This is a genomic window from Pedobacter cryoconitis, assembly GCF_003259615.1.
Lineage (GTDB): Bacteria > Bacteroidota > Bacteroidia > Sphingobacteriales > Sphingobacteriaceae > Pedobacter > Pedobacter cryoconitis.
In genome coordinates, this window is sequence record NZ_QLLR01000029.1 from 13,523 (window position 1) to 29,417 (window position 15,895).

At 38.6% G+C, this 15,895-nt stretch carries 15 protein-coding genes; 5 read left to right on the forward strand and 10 right to left on the reverse strand.

Translation table 11 applies throughout. The annotated features are described in order from the left end of the window. The first annotated feature begins 43 nt into the window (after positions 1 to 43). Positions 44 to 2,077 carry a PAS domain-containing sensor histidine kinase gene (locus tag LY11_RS21160; RefSeq protein WP_111635625.1) on the forward strand — a complete coding sequence of 678 codons (2,034 nt, stop codon included), beginning with the start codon at positions 44 to 46 and terminating at the stop codon, positions 2,075 to 2,077. Positions 2,078 to 2,305: 228 nt separating this feature from the next. Here the strand turns inward: LY11_RS21160 and LY11_RS21165 are convergent, their stop codons facing one another. The 4 genes from LY11_RS21165 to LY11_RS21180 form a co-directional block, all read right to left on the reverse strand. Beyond that, on the reverse strand, positions 2,306 to 3,061 hold the full coding sequence (locus tag LY11_RS21165; protein ID WP_111635626.1) for a LytR/AlgR family response regulator transcription factor: 756 nt from the start codon (positions 3,059 to 3,061) through the stop codon (positions 2,306 to 2,308). Then, positions 3,054 to 4,154, reverse strand: a complete 1,101-nt coding sequence (locus LY11_RS21170; RefSeq protein WP_111635627.1) for a sensor histidine kinase — start codon at positions 4,152 to 4,154, stop codon at positions 3,054 to 3,056. The genes LY11_RS21165 and LY11_RS21170 overlap by 8 nt, the downstream gene beginning before the upstream one ends. Before the next feature lies 1 nt (position 4,155). Then, complete coding sequence (locus tag LY11_RS21175) at positions 4,156 to 4,803, reverse strand: hypothetical protein (protein ID WP_111635628.1); 648 nt, start codon at positions 4,801 to 4,803, stop codon at positions 4,156 to 4,158. 71 nt (positions 4,804 to 4,874) lie between these two features. Continuing rightward, on the reverse strand, positions 4,875 to 6,983 hold the full coding sequence (locus LY11_RS21180; protein ID WP_111635629.1) for a TonB-dependent receptor: 2,109 nt from the start codon (positions 6,981 to 6,983) through the stop codon (positions 4,875 to 4,877). A 153-nt stretch (positions 6,984 to 7,136) separates the two neighbouring features. On the opposite strand from LY11_RS21180, the gene LY11_RS21185 reads away from it, so the two are divergent. After that, the gene (locus LY11_RS21185; protein ID WP_111635630.1) at positions 7,137 to 7,559 is read left to right on the forward strand and encodes an acyl-CoA thioesterase; all 423 of its coding nucleotides are present in this window, start codon (positions 7,137 to 7,139) and stop codon (positions 7,557 to 7,559) included. Here the strand turns inward: LY11_RS21185 and arsB are convergent, their stop codons facing one another. The 5 genes from arsB to LY11_RS21210 form a co-directional block, all read right to left on the reverse strand. After that, positions 7,560 to 8,645 carry an ACR3 family arsenite efflux transporter gene (gene arsB / locus LY11_RS21190; protein ID WP_111635631.1) on the reverse strand — a complete coding sequence of 362 codons (1,086 nt, stop codon included), beginning with the start codon at positions 8,643 to 8,645 and terminating at the stop codon, positions 7,560 to 7,562. 13 nt (positions 8,646 to 8,658) lie between these two features. Further along, entirely contained in the window at positions 8,659 to 9,078 is a 420-nt protein-coding gene (locus tag LY11_RS21195) for an arsenate reductase ArsC (protein WP_111635632.1), read from the reverse strand. Positions 9,079 to 9,090: 12 nt separating this feature from the next. Next, the gene (locus LY11_RS21200; protein WP_111635633.1) at positions 9,091 to 9,627 is read right to left on the reverse strand and encodes a DUF6428 family protein; all 537 of its coding nucleotides are present in this window, start codon (positions 9,625 to 9,627) and stop codon (positions 9,091 to 9,093) included. Between the two features lie 37 nt (positions 9,628 to 9,664). Beyond that, positions 9,665 to 9,994: an ArsR/SmtB family transcription factor gene (locus tag LY11_RS21205; protein ID WP_111635634.1), complete on the reverse strand. Its 330-nt coding sequence runs from the start codon at positions 9,992 to 9,994 to the stop codon at positions 9,665 to 9,667. 96 nt (positions 9,995 to 10,090) lie between these two features. Next, the gene (locus tag LY11_RS21210) at positions 10,091 to 10,561 is read right to left on the reverse strand and encodes an Lrp/AsnC family transcriptional regulator (RefSeq protein WP_111635635.1); all 471 of its coding nucleotides are present in this window, start codon (positions 10,559 to 10,561) and stop codon (positions 10,091 to 10,093) included. Between the two features lie 165 nt (positions 10,562 to 10,726). Here LY11_RS21210 and LY11_RS21215 point away from each other — a divergent pair, with 165 nt between their 5' ends. Beyond that, positions 10,727 to 11,872, forward strand: coding sequence for a histidine decarboxylase (locus LY11_RS21215; RefSeq protein WP_111635675.1), 1,146 nt, complete (start codon positions 10,727 to 10,729; stop codon positions 11,870 to 11,872). A 347-nt stretch (positions 11,873 to 12,219) separates the two neighbouring features. Next, positions 12,220 to 12,690: a phosphatase PAP2 family protein gene (locus LY11_RS21220; protein ID WP_146610887.1), complete on the forward strand. Its 471-nt coding sequence runs from the start codon at positions 12,220 to 12,222 to the stop codon at positions 12,688 to 12,690. Here the strand turns inward: LY11_RS21220 and LY11_RS21225 are convergent, their stop codons facing one another. Further along, positions 12,691 to 13,695, reverse strand: a complete 1,005-nt coding sequence (locus LY11_RS21225) for a GNAT family N-acetyltransferase (RefSeq protein WP_111635637.1) — start codon at positions 13,693 to 13,695, stop codon at positions 12,691 to 12,693. It abuts the gene before it with no gap. Positions 13,696 to 14,009: 314 nt separating this feature from the next. Between LY11_RS21225 and LY11_RS21230 the strand changes: the two genes are divergently transcribed. Further along, positions 14,010 to 15,893, forward strand: coding sequence for an ATP-binding protein (locus LY11_RS21230; RefSeq protein ID WP_111635638.1), 1,884 nt, complete (start codon positions 14,010 to 14,012; stop codon positions 15,891 to 15,893). The last annotated feature ends 2 nt before the right edge of the window (positions 15,894 to 15,895 follow it).

The following is a 15,895-nucleotide window of genomic DNA, read 5'->3' on the forward strand; positions in this document are numbered from 1 at the left end:
AGGAACCTTATCTTTGACAGATTATCTAAAACTACCTTTTTTGATGATTCCTTCCAATGAACAACTTTTTCAATCTGTATTTAATTATGCCACAATGCCAATGTTTGTGGTCAATACTGATTTTATCATAATTGCGCACAATAAGCAGCATAAAATAATAAGTAATACGCTTGATCAGGATATAATAGGTGTTAATGTGGGTACCGCATTTGAGTCTTTAACACCTGCTGAAGCCTTAACCTTGCTGATGGATAATTTAATGTTATCAAAGAATAGCAAAGAGGTTATACAATTACCTTCTTTTCATTTTGTATCTCTTGCGCCAGTAAATGATGAAACTGAGAATATCTGGCGGATAGAAATTGTGCCAGTTTTAAACGATGCTCAGGAAGTAGATTATTTATTGACGATATGGCATGCTGCTTATCTTCCTTTAGAAATTTTGCCCGCTGCCCAAATCAAGCTTAATGAGGAACTGGCAGCAACAGGTGAACAAATTGAAGCCGGCACAGAACAACTCGAAAATGCTGTTGAAGAATTAGAAGCAATTAATGATGAATTGACGCAGACACAGGAAGAGCTGAATAAATTGAGTCAGGAATTAGAAGAAAAAGAAAATCTTGATGCGGATCAGCATGCGGATAAGAGACAAGAGGTGGAGAGTCAGCGGGACAGGCTTAAGAGATTCTTAATGCAGGCTCCTGCAGGAATTTGTGTATTAGATGGCCCTGAATTTGTTTTTGAACTGGTTAATCCTTCTTTCCAGGAATTATTCCCTAACCGTGATCTGCTTGGGAAAACTTTTGTAACCGCTTTGCCTGAAATCAAAGGGCAGCTGATGTGGGAAATTTTGCAGGAAGTATATGCCACGGGAGAGGCTTTCCAGGGAAGTGAAATGCTTATTCCACTTGCAAATGAAGAGACTGGTAATGCTGAAGAACGTTATTTCAATTTTATCTATCAGGCGCGTTTTGATTCGGCTGGAAAAATAGATGGCATATTATTGTTTGTCTATGAAGTTACAGATATGGTTTTAGTACGGCTTGAAGTAGAAGAAAATGAACAGCGGTTCCGTTTGCTGCTCAATGCAATTCCACAAATTGCCTGGACGAATACTGTAGAGGGGGAAATCAATTTTTACAACGAGCAGTGGTATAGTTATACGGGGATGGATGCTGATGAAAATCAACGTATGGCTTTAAGGCAGATGATGCACCCTGAGGATTTGAAAAACCACGTTGAAAAGTTTAAAGCGATTCTGGCCAGCGAAGATAGCGGACATTATGAGACGCGTTTAAAGGATGAAGATGGAGGGTACAAATGGTACCTGATACGGATGCAGCCTATTAAAGATGACGAAGATATTGTTTTGCTCTGGATTGGGACGGCAACTGATATTAATGATCTTAAAATCTTGCAACAGCAAAAAGATGACTTTATCAGTATTGCCAGCCATGAATTGAAAACTCCGGTAGCTTCTTTGAAGGCTTCTATGCAGTTATTGGACCGGATGAAACATAATTCTTCTGAAAAGATGCAAAGTCTGATAGGTTTGGCCGGTAAAAGTGTAGATAAGGTGAGTGGCTTAATTGATAGTTTGCTTGATTCGAATCAGCTGGCAGAAGGAGGAGTTCCACTTCATAAAACGTTATTTAATTTATCTGAACTGATTGACAGTTGTGCTGAACAGGTATTCAGAGGTGATCAAAGTCATCTTATAATTACCGGGGAAAAGGATTTAAGGGTTAATGCGGATCAGGAAAGGATAGAGCAGGTTATCATTAATATGCTGACAAATGCAGTTAAATATGCTCCGGGTTCAAAAGATATTATTATAAATCTTGAAAAGATAAGTGACACGGTTAAGGTATCTGTTATTGATAAAGGACCTGGTATTCCTGCAGAAAAAACCCCTTATTTGTTTGATCGCTATTATAGAGTGGAAGAGTCCAGACAACCTGGTTTAGGCTTAGGACTTTATATTTGTGCAGAGATTATTGCTAAGCATGAAGGAAAAATAGGTGCAGATAGTGAAGTAGGAGTAGGCAGCACTTTCTGGTTTATTTTACCGCTTTAGTTCTTATAATTCTGATTTAAGCTTCAAATCCAGAATTAGCCATCAAAACCTGAATTAGTCTTCAAATCTAAAATTAATTGTCAAATTCCGAATGGATTGTCAGCAGTTCCTGATAGTATGGTTTCAGCGTTGCCGGTGCGTTTTTGATAATAGCCATTCTTGCCCTGTGATTTCGACTAAGATATAAAAATAATTTACCGGTAATTATTCAAGGGGGAAAATTAGTTCTTAAATATCAAAAATATCTTTTAATGCGGGGCCAAAAGTCCTGCCTGAATTGAGTTTAGTACTTTCAACATCATTCATGATAAAAAAGAATGCACCATTAAAGCCTCTTTTTATCTCTTTGATTAAATCAGAATTGATAATTGTACTTCTGTTGATTCTGACAAATTGATCTGGTAGCTTTTCTGCCAGTGCAGTGATTGTAAAATCAGTCAGGCTTCTTTTACCGTCTATAGTATTTAAAAAGACATACTTCTCTTCTGCATCAATATAGACCAGATCCTGGATCTTGATTAACAGAATTCTATCACCAATTTTAACAGTCAGCGTTTTAATCTCCTTTTTAATCTTTAGCTGGCGCATCAATAGGTCCAGAGGTATGGTATAATCAAGCGCTTGCTGTTGTGTTTGTAGTCTGTTCACTGCTTTTGCCAATCTTTCATCTTCAATCGGCTTTAATAAATAATCGACAGATTCTTCTTCAAAAGCCTTGACCGCATATTGATCGTAAGCAGTTGTAAAGATTACTTTGGGTGGTTTGGCCAGACGGCTTAACATTTCAAAGCCATTCAGGACTGGCATTTCTATGTCGAGAAATACCAGGTCCGGATTAAGTTTTTCTATTTGCTGTAAACCTTCGGCTCCATTTGCTGCTTCTCCAATAATATGAATGCAGTCATGGACAGCAAGCAGCCGTTTAAGCCTCTTCCTTGCCAGTTCTTCATCGTCTATGATAATGGTGTTCCACTGCTTAGCCATGTGTAAAAGGAATGATAATTTTTATTTGTTTTATGGGGTTGTTCAGGATTTGTACTTCATAATCACTACCGTAAAGCAGCTGTAGCTTTTCATAAGTACTTTGCAGACCGTATCCAGTTTCGAGTTCTTCAGGAAAAGGAATACCGTTATCGATCACAGCAATTATAATTTTATCTGTTTTTTGTATTTCAACACGTAAAAGGGCATGGTCGGCTACATTTTTCAGTCCATGCTTCAGTGCATTTTCTACCAGCGGCTGAATCAGAAAACGGGGAATTTTATCATTTGATAGTTCTTCATCAACTGCAATTACAAAGTCGATACGGTCACCGAATCTTACCCTTTCAATATCCAGATAAGTACTTACAATCTCCATTTCTTCCTGAACGGTAACCAGGCTCTCCTGATTTTGATTGATACTGTATCTGAAGAGTTTGGAAAGCTGAATAGTCATGCGCTCAGCTCTGTCAGGATCTTCATGTATTAAACTGGCAATCGCGTTCAAAGAATTATATAAAAAATGAGGGTTGATCTTAGATTGAAGGGTAGCCAGCTCTGCCTCGGTTTTCATTTGATTGAGCTTCAGAAGATTCATGTTTTTCTCCCTTAGCTTCGCATTCATATTACTTTTTTGCGAAGTGTAGACTTTGATAACCGTACAGACAATGACCACTACTACGATACTGAACCTGGCATCTTCAAGGTGTAAGAAATGGTATTCCTGCTGAAAGAGCCATGCTCTGATCAGGTATATCATTTCTATAGCGATCAGCATCCCAAGGATACTTGACAGATAATAGACGACCAGGAACAACCATCCTTTTCCACTACCAAGTTTCATGATCTTCTGAGAAACGAATATGGTATTGACGATGCAAAAGGCAATGACCGTACTAAATAAAACCTGGTAAATAAGACCTCTTGTGCCAATCCATTGTCCTTTGAATGCGCTGATCAATAAGCAAAGTGCTATGCCTACTCCAATTCCAACAGGGATATTATAAAGATTTAATCTCAGCCAGCTAATAGAGCTGAAATTGTTCAGGCTTTTTTCCTGATATTGATCCTGATCGCAGTTATCTGATATTTTCATCTTATTTACATTGTGCTAATAATGCTTTGGCAGATTCTGCTCCCCAGTTAGGGTCTATAGTATTTGCGGGCTTAAATATAGCAAATTTTGCTATTGCTGATTCTAAAAGTGATTTAGCTTTTACTTTTCCACCGCCGAAAGCCTCGGGTGTGTAAAATACGTCCTGACCTCTGATAAAATAGATACGTGGATTTTCTGGATTAAGTGTCGCAGCTTTTTCCAATGATCCCGCAGATTCGCCTATAAGATACATTCTTGTACGAGGATCAACAGACATTTTCATAAATTGCAGCGCACCTTTTAAAGCATAAATCTCACTATTATTTGAAGATAGGGCATCGGCTTTGTCAATTTCCAGCAGTGCTTTATCCCAATATTGATCTTTCAATTCTTTATCGGCTGTCATGTATCCCGCATAAAGATTACAATACGCCGCGTAATAAGAAGGAAGCCATTCTTTAGTTTCCACCGCAGCAATGCGCTCAAAGTGATTCTCGGCTTTGAGGTAATCTTCAGCTCCTTTAGCATTGGCAATCAGTTCTAAGCCACTTTTTGTAGCTTGTATAAATTTAGGACCGGCATTTTGCGCAAAGCTGTTGAAGCTGATCAGAACAAGGAGTAAGGTGATTGATTTCATTAAAGTTTTCATGATGATTTGTTTTTATGTATGGTTTAAAATGATTGGTTTTAAAGTTTATAGGTTTTATTTGAGCTGTTTGTTTATCTGACAAAGGTGTCATCACCGATAGTGATCATGATACCTATCAAAAAATCTCTTTTTGCCGCAGGTACAAGGGCTTGTCTGTTTAATCCGTTGGCGCTATACTGATAGCCATAGACCTGCTTGAATCCCGGTACATTGTTGATATTCAGGTACAGCACAGAAAACTGCTTTAAGACATGGGTTAAGTAACTGACATTTAAGCTCAGACTGTTGAAATTCTGAGTTTTGTCGGCTAAATAAACCGGGTTATTTGGATTGACATAGGGCCTGCCGGATGCAAAGCTATAGGTGCCGCCAAATTGGGTATGTAAAGATTCAATGAAGTGTTTGTAAACTACTGACACGGTATGTTTTGCGGCGAAGGAAGGGGTAGCCATCATTGGAAAATCCCTGAAATCTCTTTTGGTATCCAGAAAGGAGTAGGATAACCAGTAATCCGCATTTCTGATACTCTTTTTATCTCTCCAGAACAGTTCAAAACCCTTCGCATAACCGCTGCCTGAATTGTCAGGATTGCCATTGTTTATTTTGGTCAGCCGGTTATAGTCTTTATAATATCCTTCGATCCTGAAATTCCGGTCTGGTGTATTGATTTCATACTTAAGGATATAATGGTCTGCGTGTTCAAAATCCGTTGGTTTAATAACCAGGTATTCATCCTCAGGATTTTGATAAAAGCGTCCATAAGCAAAAGATAGTTGTGCATGTGCACTTGTTTTGAAACCCAAAGATGACCTTGGGGCCAGGTTGTATTTCTTCAGGTAGGAGGAGTATTCACCTCTCAGGCCCAGGCGGACAACAATTTTCTGGGTTAAAAACAGGTCTGTTTCTGCAAATCCTGAGCTGATCTGATCATTATATGCTCTGGCGAGTCCATTTAAGCTTTCCAGTCTGCCGGTATTGAATGTTTCTGTACCGAATTTGAAATTGGAGAGTTGCCCAAAGGATTTCGTTACTGTCGCTTTTCCTTCCAGCAGGTGATCCTGACGGCTATAATCATTAACAGTCATTAAGCCTGAATCTTTGTCTTTATTGTAAGCAATACCTGATTCCAGCTTCCAGCTGTTGCCAAAATATTCTTTATAAGTAGAGTTCAGATAAATGTTAAAGTTGTGATTGCTAAAGTAATTTGGCGTGGCAGGTGTATCGATGTTGGCTCTGTACAGGGCGAGTTTAGTCCGGCCATAGGAAGCATAAATTTTAAACATACCTGTTGGAGAGGTTTTTAGTTTATACTGAATATTACCTCCCGTACTTTCCGGCGCTTTGACGTAATCAAAATGCTGTTTAATGATACTATAAACAGGGGATAAGTTATAATAATAACCTCCTATAGTAATTGAACTGTTCTTGAACCTGATGTTTTGATCAACTCCACCGCCAACAGATAGTAAAGAGATACCTGTGGTTGTTTTTTCAGGAAGATCAGTGCTTTCTAAAATCAGTGCGGAAGATAGTGCCTGGCCGTATTGTGCAGAATATCCGCCAGCAGAAAAAGAAGTGCCTTTAAATAAAAATGCAGATAAACGACCTCTGGATGCCTGGTCTGGAACTGTTGCATTGAACGGACTTTTTACCAGCATTCCATCAAAATAGGTCTTGGTTTCTGAGGCCGCACCACCTCTGACAAATAATCCGCTTTCCGAAAAAGAGGTTTGTGCACCTGGTAGGGTTTGCAGGGCCGCAAATATGTCTGCACGCGAACCGGCTATGGTCGCAATATCCAGTGAGCTTAAGATTGCACCCTTTTTTCCGTCTCCAGCGATGAAAGAACCAGCACTGATACTGACAGTCTGCAATTGATTCATAGCTTCTTTAATAACCAGATTAAGGATTAAATTTCCATGATCAAGGTTAATCTGAACAGAATCTCTCTCAAAGTTTAAAGCTGAATATATTAATGTTACAGCGCCTGATGCTGTAGTTGTGAAGGCAAATCTTCCTGTACTATCTGTAGAAGCGCCATCGTAACTGTTTTTTAAACTGATATTGGCGTTGGCTACTTTTATTCCCTTAGTGGTTTTAAGCACGCCGGAAATTTTAGTCTGTGTTTTGGCCAGGGTAAAAGAAAAGAGGAAAAGGAGCGTTAATTTAAGAGCTTGCATAGCGTTCTGTATTTAATTATAGAACGAATATGGCTGGTAACCGGGCGGATGCAAGGGGAAAGCCGACGAGTGGTAGTATTGGCAGGATGAATGGTAGTTTTTTACGAAAAATTACTGCATTTCGCCACAATTAAAGACATATAAACACAACAAATGGAATATATTAAAACCTACACTGTAAAGGATGAACACATCGATGTTCAGGAAATAATGGACGGCTTATACTACCCGTTTTACATGGAGTATTGCCGCCACGATTATATTAGAGAAGTACTGGGATTCGACTTTGAGGAAGAGGCTGGAAAAGGGGTGTTTATGGTATTATCTGGTTATAAAATCAGCTTTCTAAGATCGCTTAAAAAAGGTGATAATTTTTCAGTGACCTGTACTTTATATACTGATAAAGCTGGTTTGCCACGTTTACACTTTAAGCAGGCCATCATGCTGAATGGTAAGGTAATGACCAAAGCAACTTTTACAGGAACTTGTATTCCGGCATCGGGGGGCAGACCTTATTTGCCGGCATCGATCACTGAAAAAATTGCTGATGCACCTGTACTCGACGAAGAAGTTTAATTAAGGCTTTGCTACAATTGGTTCTGAAGGATAGTATTTCTTTCTGAACCAAAAAGCAAGGTTAACCAACGCAATCAGTGCGGGCACTTCTACCAGCGGGCCAATGACCCCAGTAAAAGCCTGACCTGAATTAATCCCAAAAACACCTATAGCAACAGCAATAGCGAGCTCAAAATTATTCCCTGTAGCGGTAAAAGCAATTGCAGTGCTTCTTGAATAATCTGCTCCGAAATATTTACCTGCAAAAAAGCTTAAGGTGAACATAATAGTGAAGTAGATGACCAGCGGTATCGCAATCCGGATCACATCAAACGGAATCTGAACAATCAAACTGCCCTTAAGACTAAACATAATGACGATTGTAAAGAGCAGTGCAATTAGTGTAACGGGCGATATCATCGGAATAAATTTAGTCTGAAACCATTCTTCTCCTTTTAAACGGATCAGGGTATATCTGCTGATTACACCCATGGCAAAGGGAATGCCGAGGTAGATTGCAACACTTTTTGAGATTTCGGCAATCGTGATATTCACTTCTAAGCCTTTAAGGCCAAAATAGGGAGGGAGTACGGTGATAAATACGTAAGCGAAAACGCTATATAACAAGACCTGGAAAATACTGTTTAAGGCAATTAAGCCTGCTGCATATTCTCTGTTCCCGTCCGCCAGCTCGTTCCAGACCACAACCATGGCAATACATCTGGCCAGACCGATTAAAATTAACCCGATCATGTATTCAGGATAGTCTCTTAAAAAGGTAATCGCTAAAAAGAACATAAGAAAAGGGCCAATAACCCAGTTCAAGACTAGAGAGATACTTAAAACCTTGGTGTCTTTAAAAACTTCCCCCATCTTTTCATATTTAACCTTCGCTAAAGGAGGATACATCATCAGGATCAGTCCGATAGCCAGAGGGATATTTGTTGTTCCGCTGGAAAATGAATTAATGAAACCAGCAGAGGATGGGATGAAATAACCGGTCCCGACCCCCGCAGCCATGGCAAGAAAAATCCAAAGGGTTAAATAGCGGTCTAAGAAACTTAGTTTCTTTCTATCAGTTGCGGGGGCACAGTGGTTAGCACTCATGGTTTTGTAATTTTTAAGAATTAAAATTGTCTTTAACAAATGCTGAAGAATATTCTTTAATGAGGTCACGGACTCTTCTGAATTCCTGCATCACCTCGTCATCAGTTCCTTTGGCTTTTGCCGGATCAGGGAAATTATAATGAAATTTTATTGCCCGGGCCGGAAAGTAAGGACAACTTTCTTTTGCGTTGTCACAAACTGTGATTACATAATCAAAATCAATGGCGGCATATTCATCCACATGATTTGAGGTATGAGCAGATATATCCAGCCCTGCCTCGCTCATCACTTGAATTGCTTTTGGGTTCACCCCATGTACTTCAATTCCTGCACTATAAATTTCTGCCTGATTACCTGCAAATTGTCTTAAAAAACCTTCTGCCAACTGACTCCGGCAACTATTACCGGTACATAATACTAATACTTTTTTCATCTGAATATTAATTTAGCAGCAGCCAGAATCTGGTGTGCAGGACTGACCTGAGCCGGATGAATTGAACAGTTGGATTTTTGGTTTTTCTGTTTTAGGGACTCCACAGCTTTCACCTCTTCCAATAGCTTTACATTGCGTAAAATCAGGACTAAGGTTAACAACCAGGTTTTCACCTTCAACGGTTATACTTCCCGGGTACATTTGCCTGGTGTCAAATTCTGAATTACCGAATTCTATTTTCACTATACCCAAAGGATTTAGTGCGAGTGATTTTTCAACCAAATCCACTATGGATAAAGCTTTGTGTACCTGCATTGCTCTTTCACTATCCTTTACAGCTGGTTCCCATAACTGAACAATAATTTCTGTCCAGGAATTCATAACCCCACCACAGTCTACAGAAACTATAGGAGCCTGCTTGATTTCAGTAATGTGATAAGAAGCATCTACCCGCTGTTCTGCTGAATATTGAAATTGCAGCGTCAGACCGGGGTGTTGTTGTAACGTTGTTTTAAAGTCGTTCCACTTTGTTAATTCTGTTGTATTCATATATTGCAATTTAACGATTGATAAGTGTAAAAAAAGGTTAACAGCAGTTTGGTTCGCCTTTATAAGAGCCTAGAAAAGCACCTAATTGTAATTCTAATTGTTTCCATACTGCAGGATTGATGCAATAGCATACGCTAACACCTTCAATTGTGCCCTGGATAATCCCTGCATTTTTAAGCTCTTTCAAATGTTGAGAAATTGTAGCTTGTGCTAAACCTAGTTCTTCTACCAGGTCACCACAAATACAGGTGTTCGATTTTAAAATTCTTTGCAGAATAGCTATACGGGCCGGATGTGCCATTGCTTTTAACAATTGCGCCAGCTGATTCTGCTCGTCTGTAAATATTTCTGTTTTTGTAAGTCCCATATATTATATTGCAATATTACGATGTATTGAATTAATCTCCAAATAATTTTATGTTTTTAATAAATTATCAGTCATTACAGATGAGCTTGCAAGGATTTAATAGTTTAAGTAATAAGCTGTTTCGCGTTTAATTTCTTTTAAGACAAAACTGCTGCTCAGGGTTGATATGTTTGATAAAGAGGAGAGGTGGGTTACAACAAATGTATGATAGTCATCTACATCGTCCACAACGATTTTTAACAGATAATCCTGTCCTCCGGCAATACATAATACTTCCAGCACCTCTTTAAAGCAGATAACTGATTCTTCGAAGTTTTTCAGGGTTTCTATAGATTGTTCTTTGAGGGTTACTGTACAAAGCACGAGCAAATGTTTACCAAGCCTTTCTCTATTAACCAGCGCCACATACTTTTCAATATATCCCTCTGTTTTTAATCTTTTAATTCTTTCATGGGTAGGGGAAACACTGAGTCCAATCTGCTGGGCTATATCTTTAGTGCTTAATGAAGAGTCTTTTTGAAGGATATTCAATATACGGGTATCCAGCTTATCTAATTTATCAATCATTGTATTTTACTGAAATTGGATTCAGTAAGGTACAAATATGATGTTTTTTACTGTGAATGTATTCCTGAACAGTATTTTTTACTGAATATCATTTAACCAAAGAAAATAATCTGGTAGGTGCCTAATTTTGAAGAATTAAATACCATTATACAGACAGGCCACCAAATGAAAACACAATTGAACACTCAGGACAATGAACGTCTGAGTACTTATATGAAAATGGCAGAGGAACGCTCGAAATATTTTATCGGCTATCCTATTGCGCAAGACTTTGATTATTCTGAGTTATATCCGCTGCTTAAACTGCCTTTAAATAATGTGGGTGACCCTTGGGTAGAATCTACTTATGATTTGAACTCCCGCTCTCTGGAACTGGAAGTATTGGAGTTTTTTGCTGAACTTTTCAATGCACCAGCAAAGAACTGGTGGGGATATGTAACCAATGGAGGGTCGGAAGGAAATCTTTACGGTTTATACGTAGCAAGAGAATTATACCCTAATGGAATTGTTTATTATTCAGAAGCAACTCACTATAGCGTACAAAAGAATATCCAGTTATTAAATCTGCGCAGTATTGTTATCAGAACCCAGGAAAACGGGGAAATGGATTATGAAGATTTGAATGCAATGGTACAAATGCACCGTGATCAGCCCGTAATTATTCTTGCCAATATCGGTACAACAATGATGGAAGCGAAAGATGATTTGCAGCAAATTCAGCAGATTTTGCGCAAACAGGCAATCAAAAATCATTATATCCACTGTGATGCAGCTCTGGCAGGTACGTATAGTGCTTTATTAGATCTTAAACCAGGATTTGATTTTACAAATGGTACCGATAGTATGGCCATTAGCGGACATAAATTTATTGGCTCACCTATTCCTTGCGGCCTGGTACTGGTTAAAAAGAATTATAAAGACAGGATCGGAAAGGCAATCCCTTATATCGGTACAGTAGATACTACCATTACTGGTAGCCGCAATGGTCATAGTCCTATTTTTATGTGGTATGCGATTAAGAAATTGGGTAAAGAAGGATTGAAGCAGCGTGCGCTGGAATGTTTGGAAATTGCAGCTTATACAGTGAAAAGTCTGAATGCTATCGGCGTTAAAGCATGGACTAATCCTTCGGCATTGACAGTCGTATTTCCTGCACCCTCAATAGCACTGAGACAGAAGTGGCAAATTGCAACTGAAGACGGTAACAGCCACGTAATTTGTATGCCTGGTGTAAGTAAGGAGCAGATTGATCATTTTGTTGCTGACTTAAAGGAAGACCTGGTTGCAAATGCACCTGTTATTACTTTATAACAAGTTGTTCCTTGAAAATTATTGATCACAAAAGGCAGTGCGTTTATGCGTGCTGCCTTTTGTTATGAAAAAGTTACTTTTTGCAGTATAAACCGGACTAAACAATGTCCTTCCAGACTACCGATTCCCCATTATGATTTGTATTTTTGGATTTTCCTGTAATCCAATATAAATTGATAGACACCGCAACTGTAAATAGAAAAAAGTTTTTAACCTGGTTTTTAATAATCCTGTGTTCCGGGTTCATATTTTTATCCTTCATTGTCGCATTATTTCCGCCGTCGGCTATCGATTTAAAAGTTTCTGCACTGGTACAATCAACTCAGAGTCCTGAATTGGACAGAAATATGGAATTTATTAGCTTGTTTGGCGCTTTTCCTGTTCCGATGTTTATGGGGTTTATAGTAGCTATCATCTTTTACGTCTTTAAATTTCGCAGAGAGGCACTTTTTGTTATACTTACTTTTAGCTCCGGGCTGATCAGTACAGTCATCAAATTGCTGGTTAACCGGCCAAGGCCTACAGCAGCCCTGGTCAGAATAGTTGAAGTGGCTAAACAGCAAAGTTTTCCAAGTGGACATACCTTATTTTATACCATTTTTTTTGGCTTTCTACTGTTCCTGATGTGGAATCTTAAGCAAATTAACCTGGTTTTAAGGGTAGTGGTAGCTTTGCTGTCTGCGCTGTTGATCTTAACAATACCTTTTTCACGCATATACCTGGGCGCTCATTGGCTAACAGATGTACTGGGCGGATTTATGCTTGGCCTGATCTGTTTATACTTTATTGTAATTTTATACCTGAAAGAAACACATTAATTAGATACTTTTTTCAAGGATTAACAGGTGTTTACACCGTATCCCATTTTCAATAATCGGGTGAGGGTAATGATCGATAAAGAAGTTGTGATTCATACCAACGAGTTCAAAATTTTCTTTTTGATATAAAGCGAGCTGGCCGATGCTTGAATTTCCGGTTGCAATCCTCAATGTTTTAAATCCTTTGGCTATAGAAGCATTAACCGCCTTTTTTAATAAACGCTTGCCTAAGCCAATACCCTGATACTGGGCTTTAACGGCAATGTTTTTGATTTCAATAGTACTTTTGTTTAAAGGTAACAATACAAAAGCGCCTATGATTTTTGTCCGGTACAGCGCCACAAAGATCTGGTTATTATGTGTATATGAATTTATAACTTCTATGGATGGATCAGCAGATAATAAAAGGTCATAGAGTGTCCGGTTGATTTCATTCTTTTCCGTAAACGCCAATTCCTGGTGGATAGACAGGTGCTCAATTTTTTCATTGACCAGCCGCAGCCGTTCTTCAATGGTAATATCACTCTCTAACCTGAGGATTGGTGTTTTTAATTTATTGAGCCATTTCGTATGCTGTTCAAAACTTCTGCTGGGAAAACCTGGCTGGTCATAACCTGATGCCCATTCAATAAATTCAGCATGCTTTTTTTTCCAATAGTCATCTGTCTCCATCAGCTCTCCGTACAGCGCTGTTTCTCTTTTAATTAAGCGTGGTATTCTGATCGCAGAAGGGATCCATAAGAATACAACCAGGTCGAAGAAATTAACGAATTGCGCATTCCAATTTAATATTGAGCCAGAAACAACAATGTTTTCATTTTTATTAAAATCGTTAGTAAATAAGTCGTCGCGTTCTTGTGGATCGCGCTTTAATTCAAATGGTATTTCGCTTTTAAGCCAGTAATAGTCATCAGTATCAAGGTGACTAAAACCCAGCTCAATGGAGAGACGATGGGCTAAAGTAGTTGTACCAGAGCCTGATGCTCCAAAAATCATGATTTTCATCGAGTAGTTAGTTATAGTAGATTAAACGAAAATATGAAAAGAATAGTTTATTTTTACTGTTTGCTAAAAATATTAGTATTCTTTTTGCGCTAATAATTTTTACCAACAGGATAGGGGGAGATCTTTCCGATGAGTTGAAAACCGCAATTACGGGCATTAATAATGCTGAAAAGATAGTATATAATTAGCTGTATTTCTTGATTTTAAATACTTTAAAATAGTGTAGTTGTATATAAAACTTTTAATGTAAAAATTAGTTATATAGGTTTAATATATTTACTGTTTTTAAAATCTGATTTATTTTATGGATAACCATGCTGACTGATGCCCTTTTTCAAGCCCTGTTCAATAGCTCTTCGCCGCGTCTGCTCTTAAGTGCCCACGGCCGGGATTTTATAATTATCAACACTAATGAAGCTTTTAGAATAGCGAGCTTAAATGAGGCTTTAAGTGCGACAGGTAAAAGTATCTGGGATTTGTTTAATGCGGGAAACTGCAGCTGTGAAAATTTACTTTTGCTGGAAAATTCTTTAATGCAGTCAGTCGAACTCACGCAGAAATCAGAACTTCATGATTTCGAATATCAGTTTGCAGCAGCAGGACAAATCAGAAATTATTGGAAACTGGAAATTGTAGCTATAGCTAATCATGACGGGCAGCCTCCATCTGTTCTTTTGACTCTTGATTTGCAAAACGAACAAAAGAATACAGGTATTCAGCAGCATCCGGAACTTTTAAATATTGTTAGTCATATTCCTGTAGGTCTGTGCATTTTGTCTGGTCAGGAAATGAGATTGGAAATTGTAAATGAACGGATGTTAAGTCTGTGGGATAGAAATTATTCTATTTTAGGTTTGCCTTTATTGGAATTTATGCCGGAAATAACGCACCAGGTGTTCCCCCAATTATTACAGCAGGTTTATACTTCCGGAATTCCGTTTAGTAGCAGAGGAGCAATTGCACAACTCGTTGTAGGCGGGCGTTTAAAAACACTCTATGTAGATTTTTCTTATACACCATTGAAAAATAGTGAAGGAGCGATCGATAGTATTCTGGTGATGGCCGAAGATGTAACCAGCAGTGTAATGGGTTTGCAGCGGGAACAGCAATTAACAGAAAAGCTAACGGCTATTAATGAAGAATTATCTGCTTCTATTCTCGAATTGGCAGAAAATGAATCCAGGTTCAGATTTTTACTGAATGCTTTGCCACAGCAGGTTTGGACGGCAGATTCGGCAGGTTTGCTGGATTATGTAAACCAGGTAGTCTGTGATGATTTCGGCTTCGATGTGCCAACGGTTATAGGGCATGGCTGGCAGAAATTTGTACATCCTGATGATTTAGTGCAGTCTCTTGAAAAGTGGAAGAATGCTTTGGAAACAGAGTGTGAATATGTAACTGAGTTTAGACTATTATGCCACGAAGGAAACTATAAATGGTTTTTAGCCAGGGCCATCCCATTGATTGAAAATGGTAAATTATTACTTTGGATAGGGACTAATACTAATATCGACCTGCAAAAAAACAATGAGCAGCGTAAGGATGAGTTTATATCGGTTGCCAGCCATGAACTCAAAACACCATTAACCAGTATTAAGGCATTTAATCAGTTGATTCAGCGTAAAAACAAGGAACACGCGCTCGATGGCTTTATCGCGAAGTCTGCTCAGAATATTTCCCGTTTAGAAAGATTAATAAAAGACCTGCTGGATGTAACGAAAATCAATGCAGGTAAGATTACCTATGAGCTTGAGTTTTTCGATTTCAAAAAGATGCTGATCGAAAGTATAGAGAATGTTCAGCTGACGGCCCCGGACCATGAAATTATTTTGGAGAAAGCAGCAGAAATCAGCTACCCCGGAGATCAATACAGACTGGAACAGGTAATTCATAATTTTTTGACCAATGCGGTAAAATATTCCCCTGATGGTCAAAAGGTAATTGTAAAGTCGATAATCGAAGGGACTGACTTGCTTGTATCTATCCAGGATTTTGGTATTGGTATAGCTGAAAAAGATAGGATGAGGCTATTTGAAAGATATTATAGAGTTGGTGACAATGCCATGCGATTTGAAGGACTAGGCCTTGGTCTTTTTATTTCTTCGGAAATTTTAAGGAGACATCAGGGGAACTTCTGGATAGAAAGCGAGCCTGGGCTTGGCTCTACTTTCTTTTTCCGGTTACCAGTGGTCAGCTAACC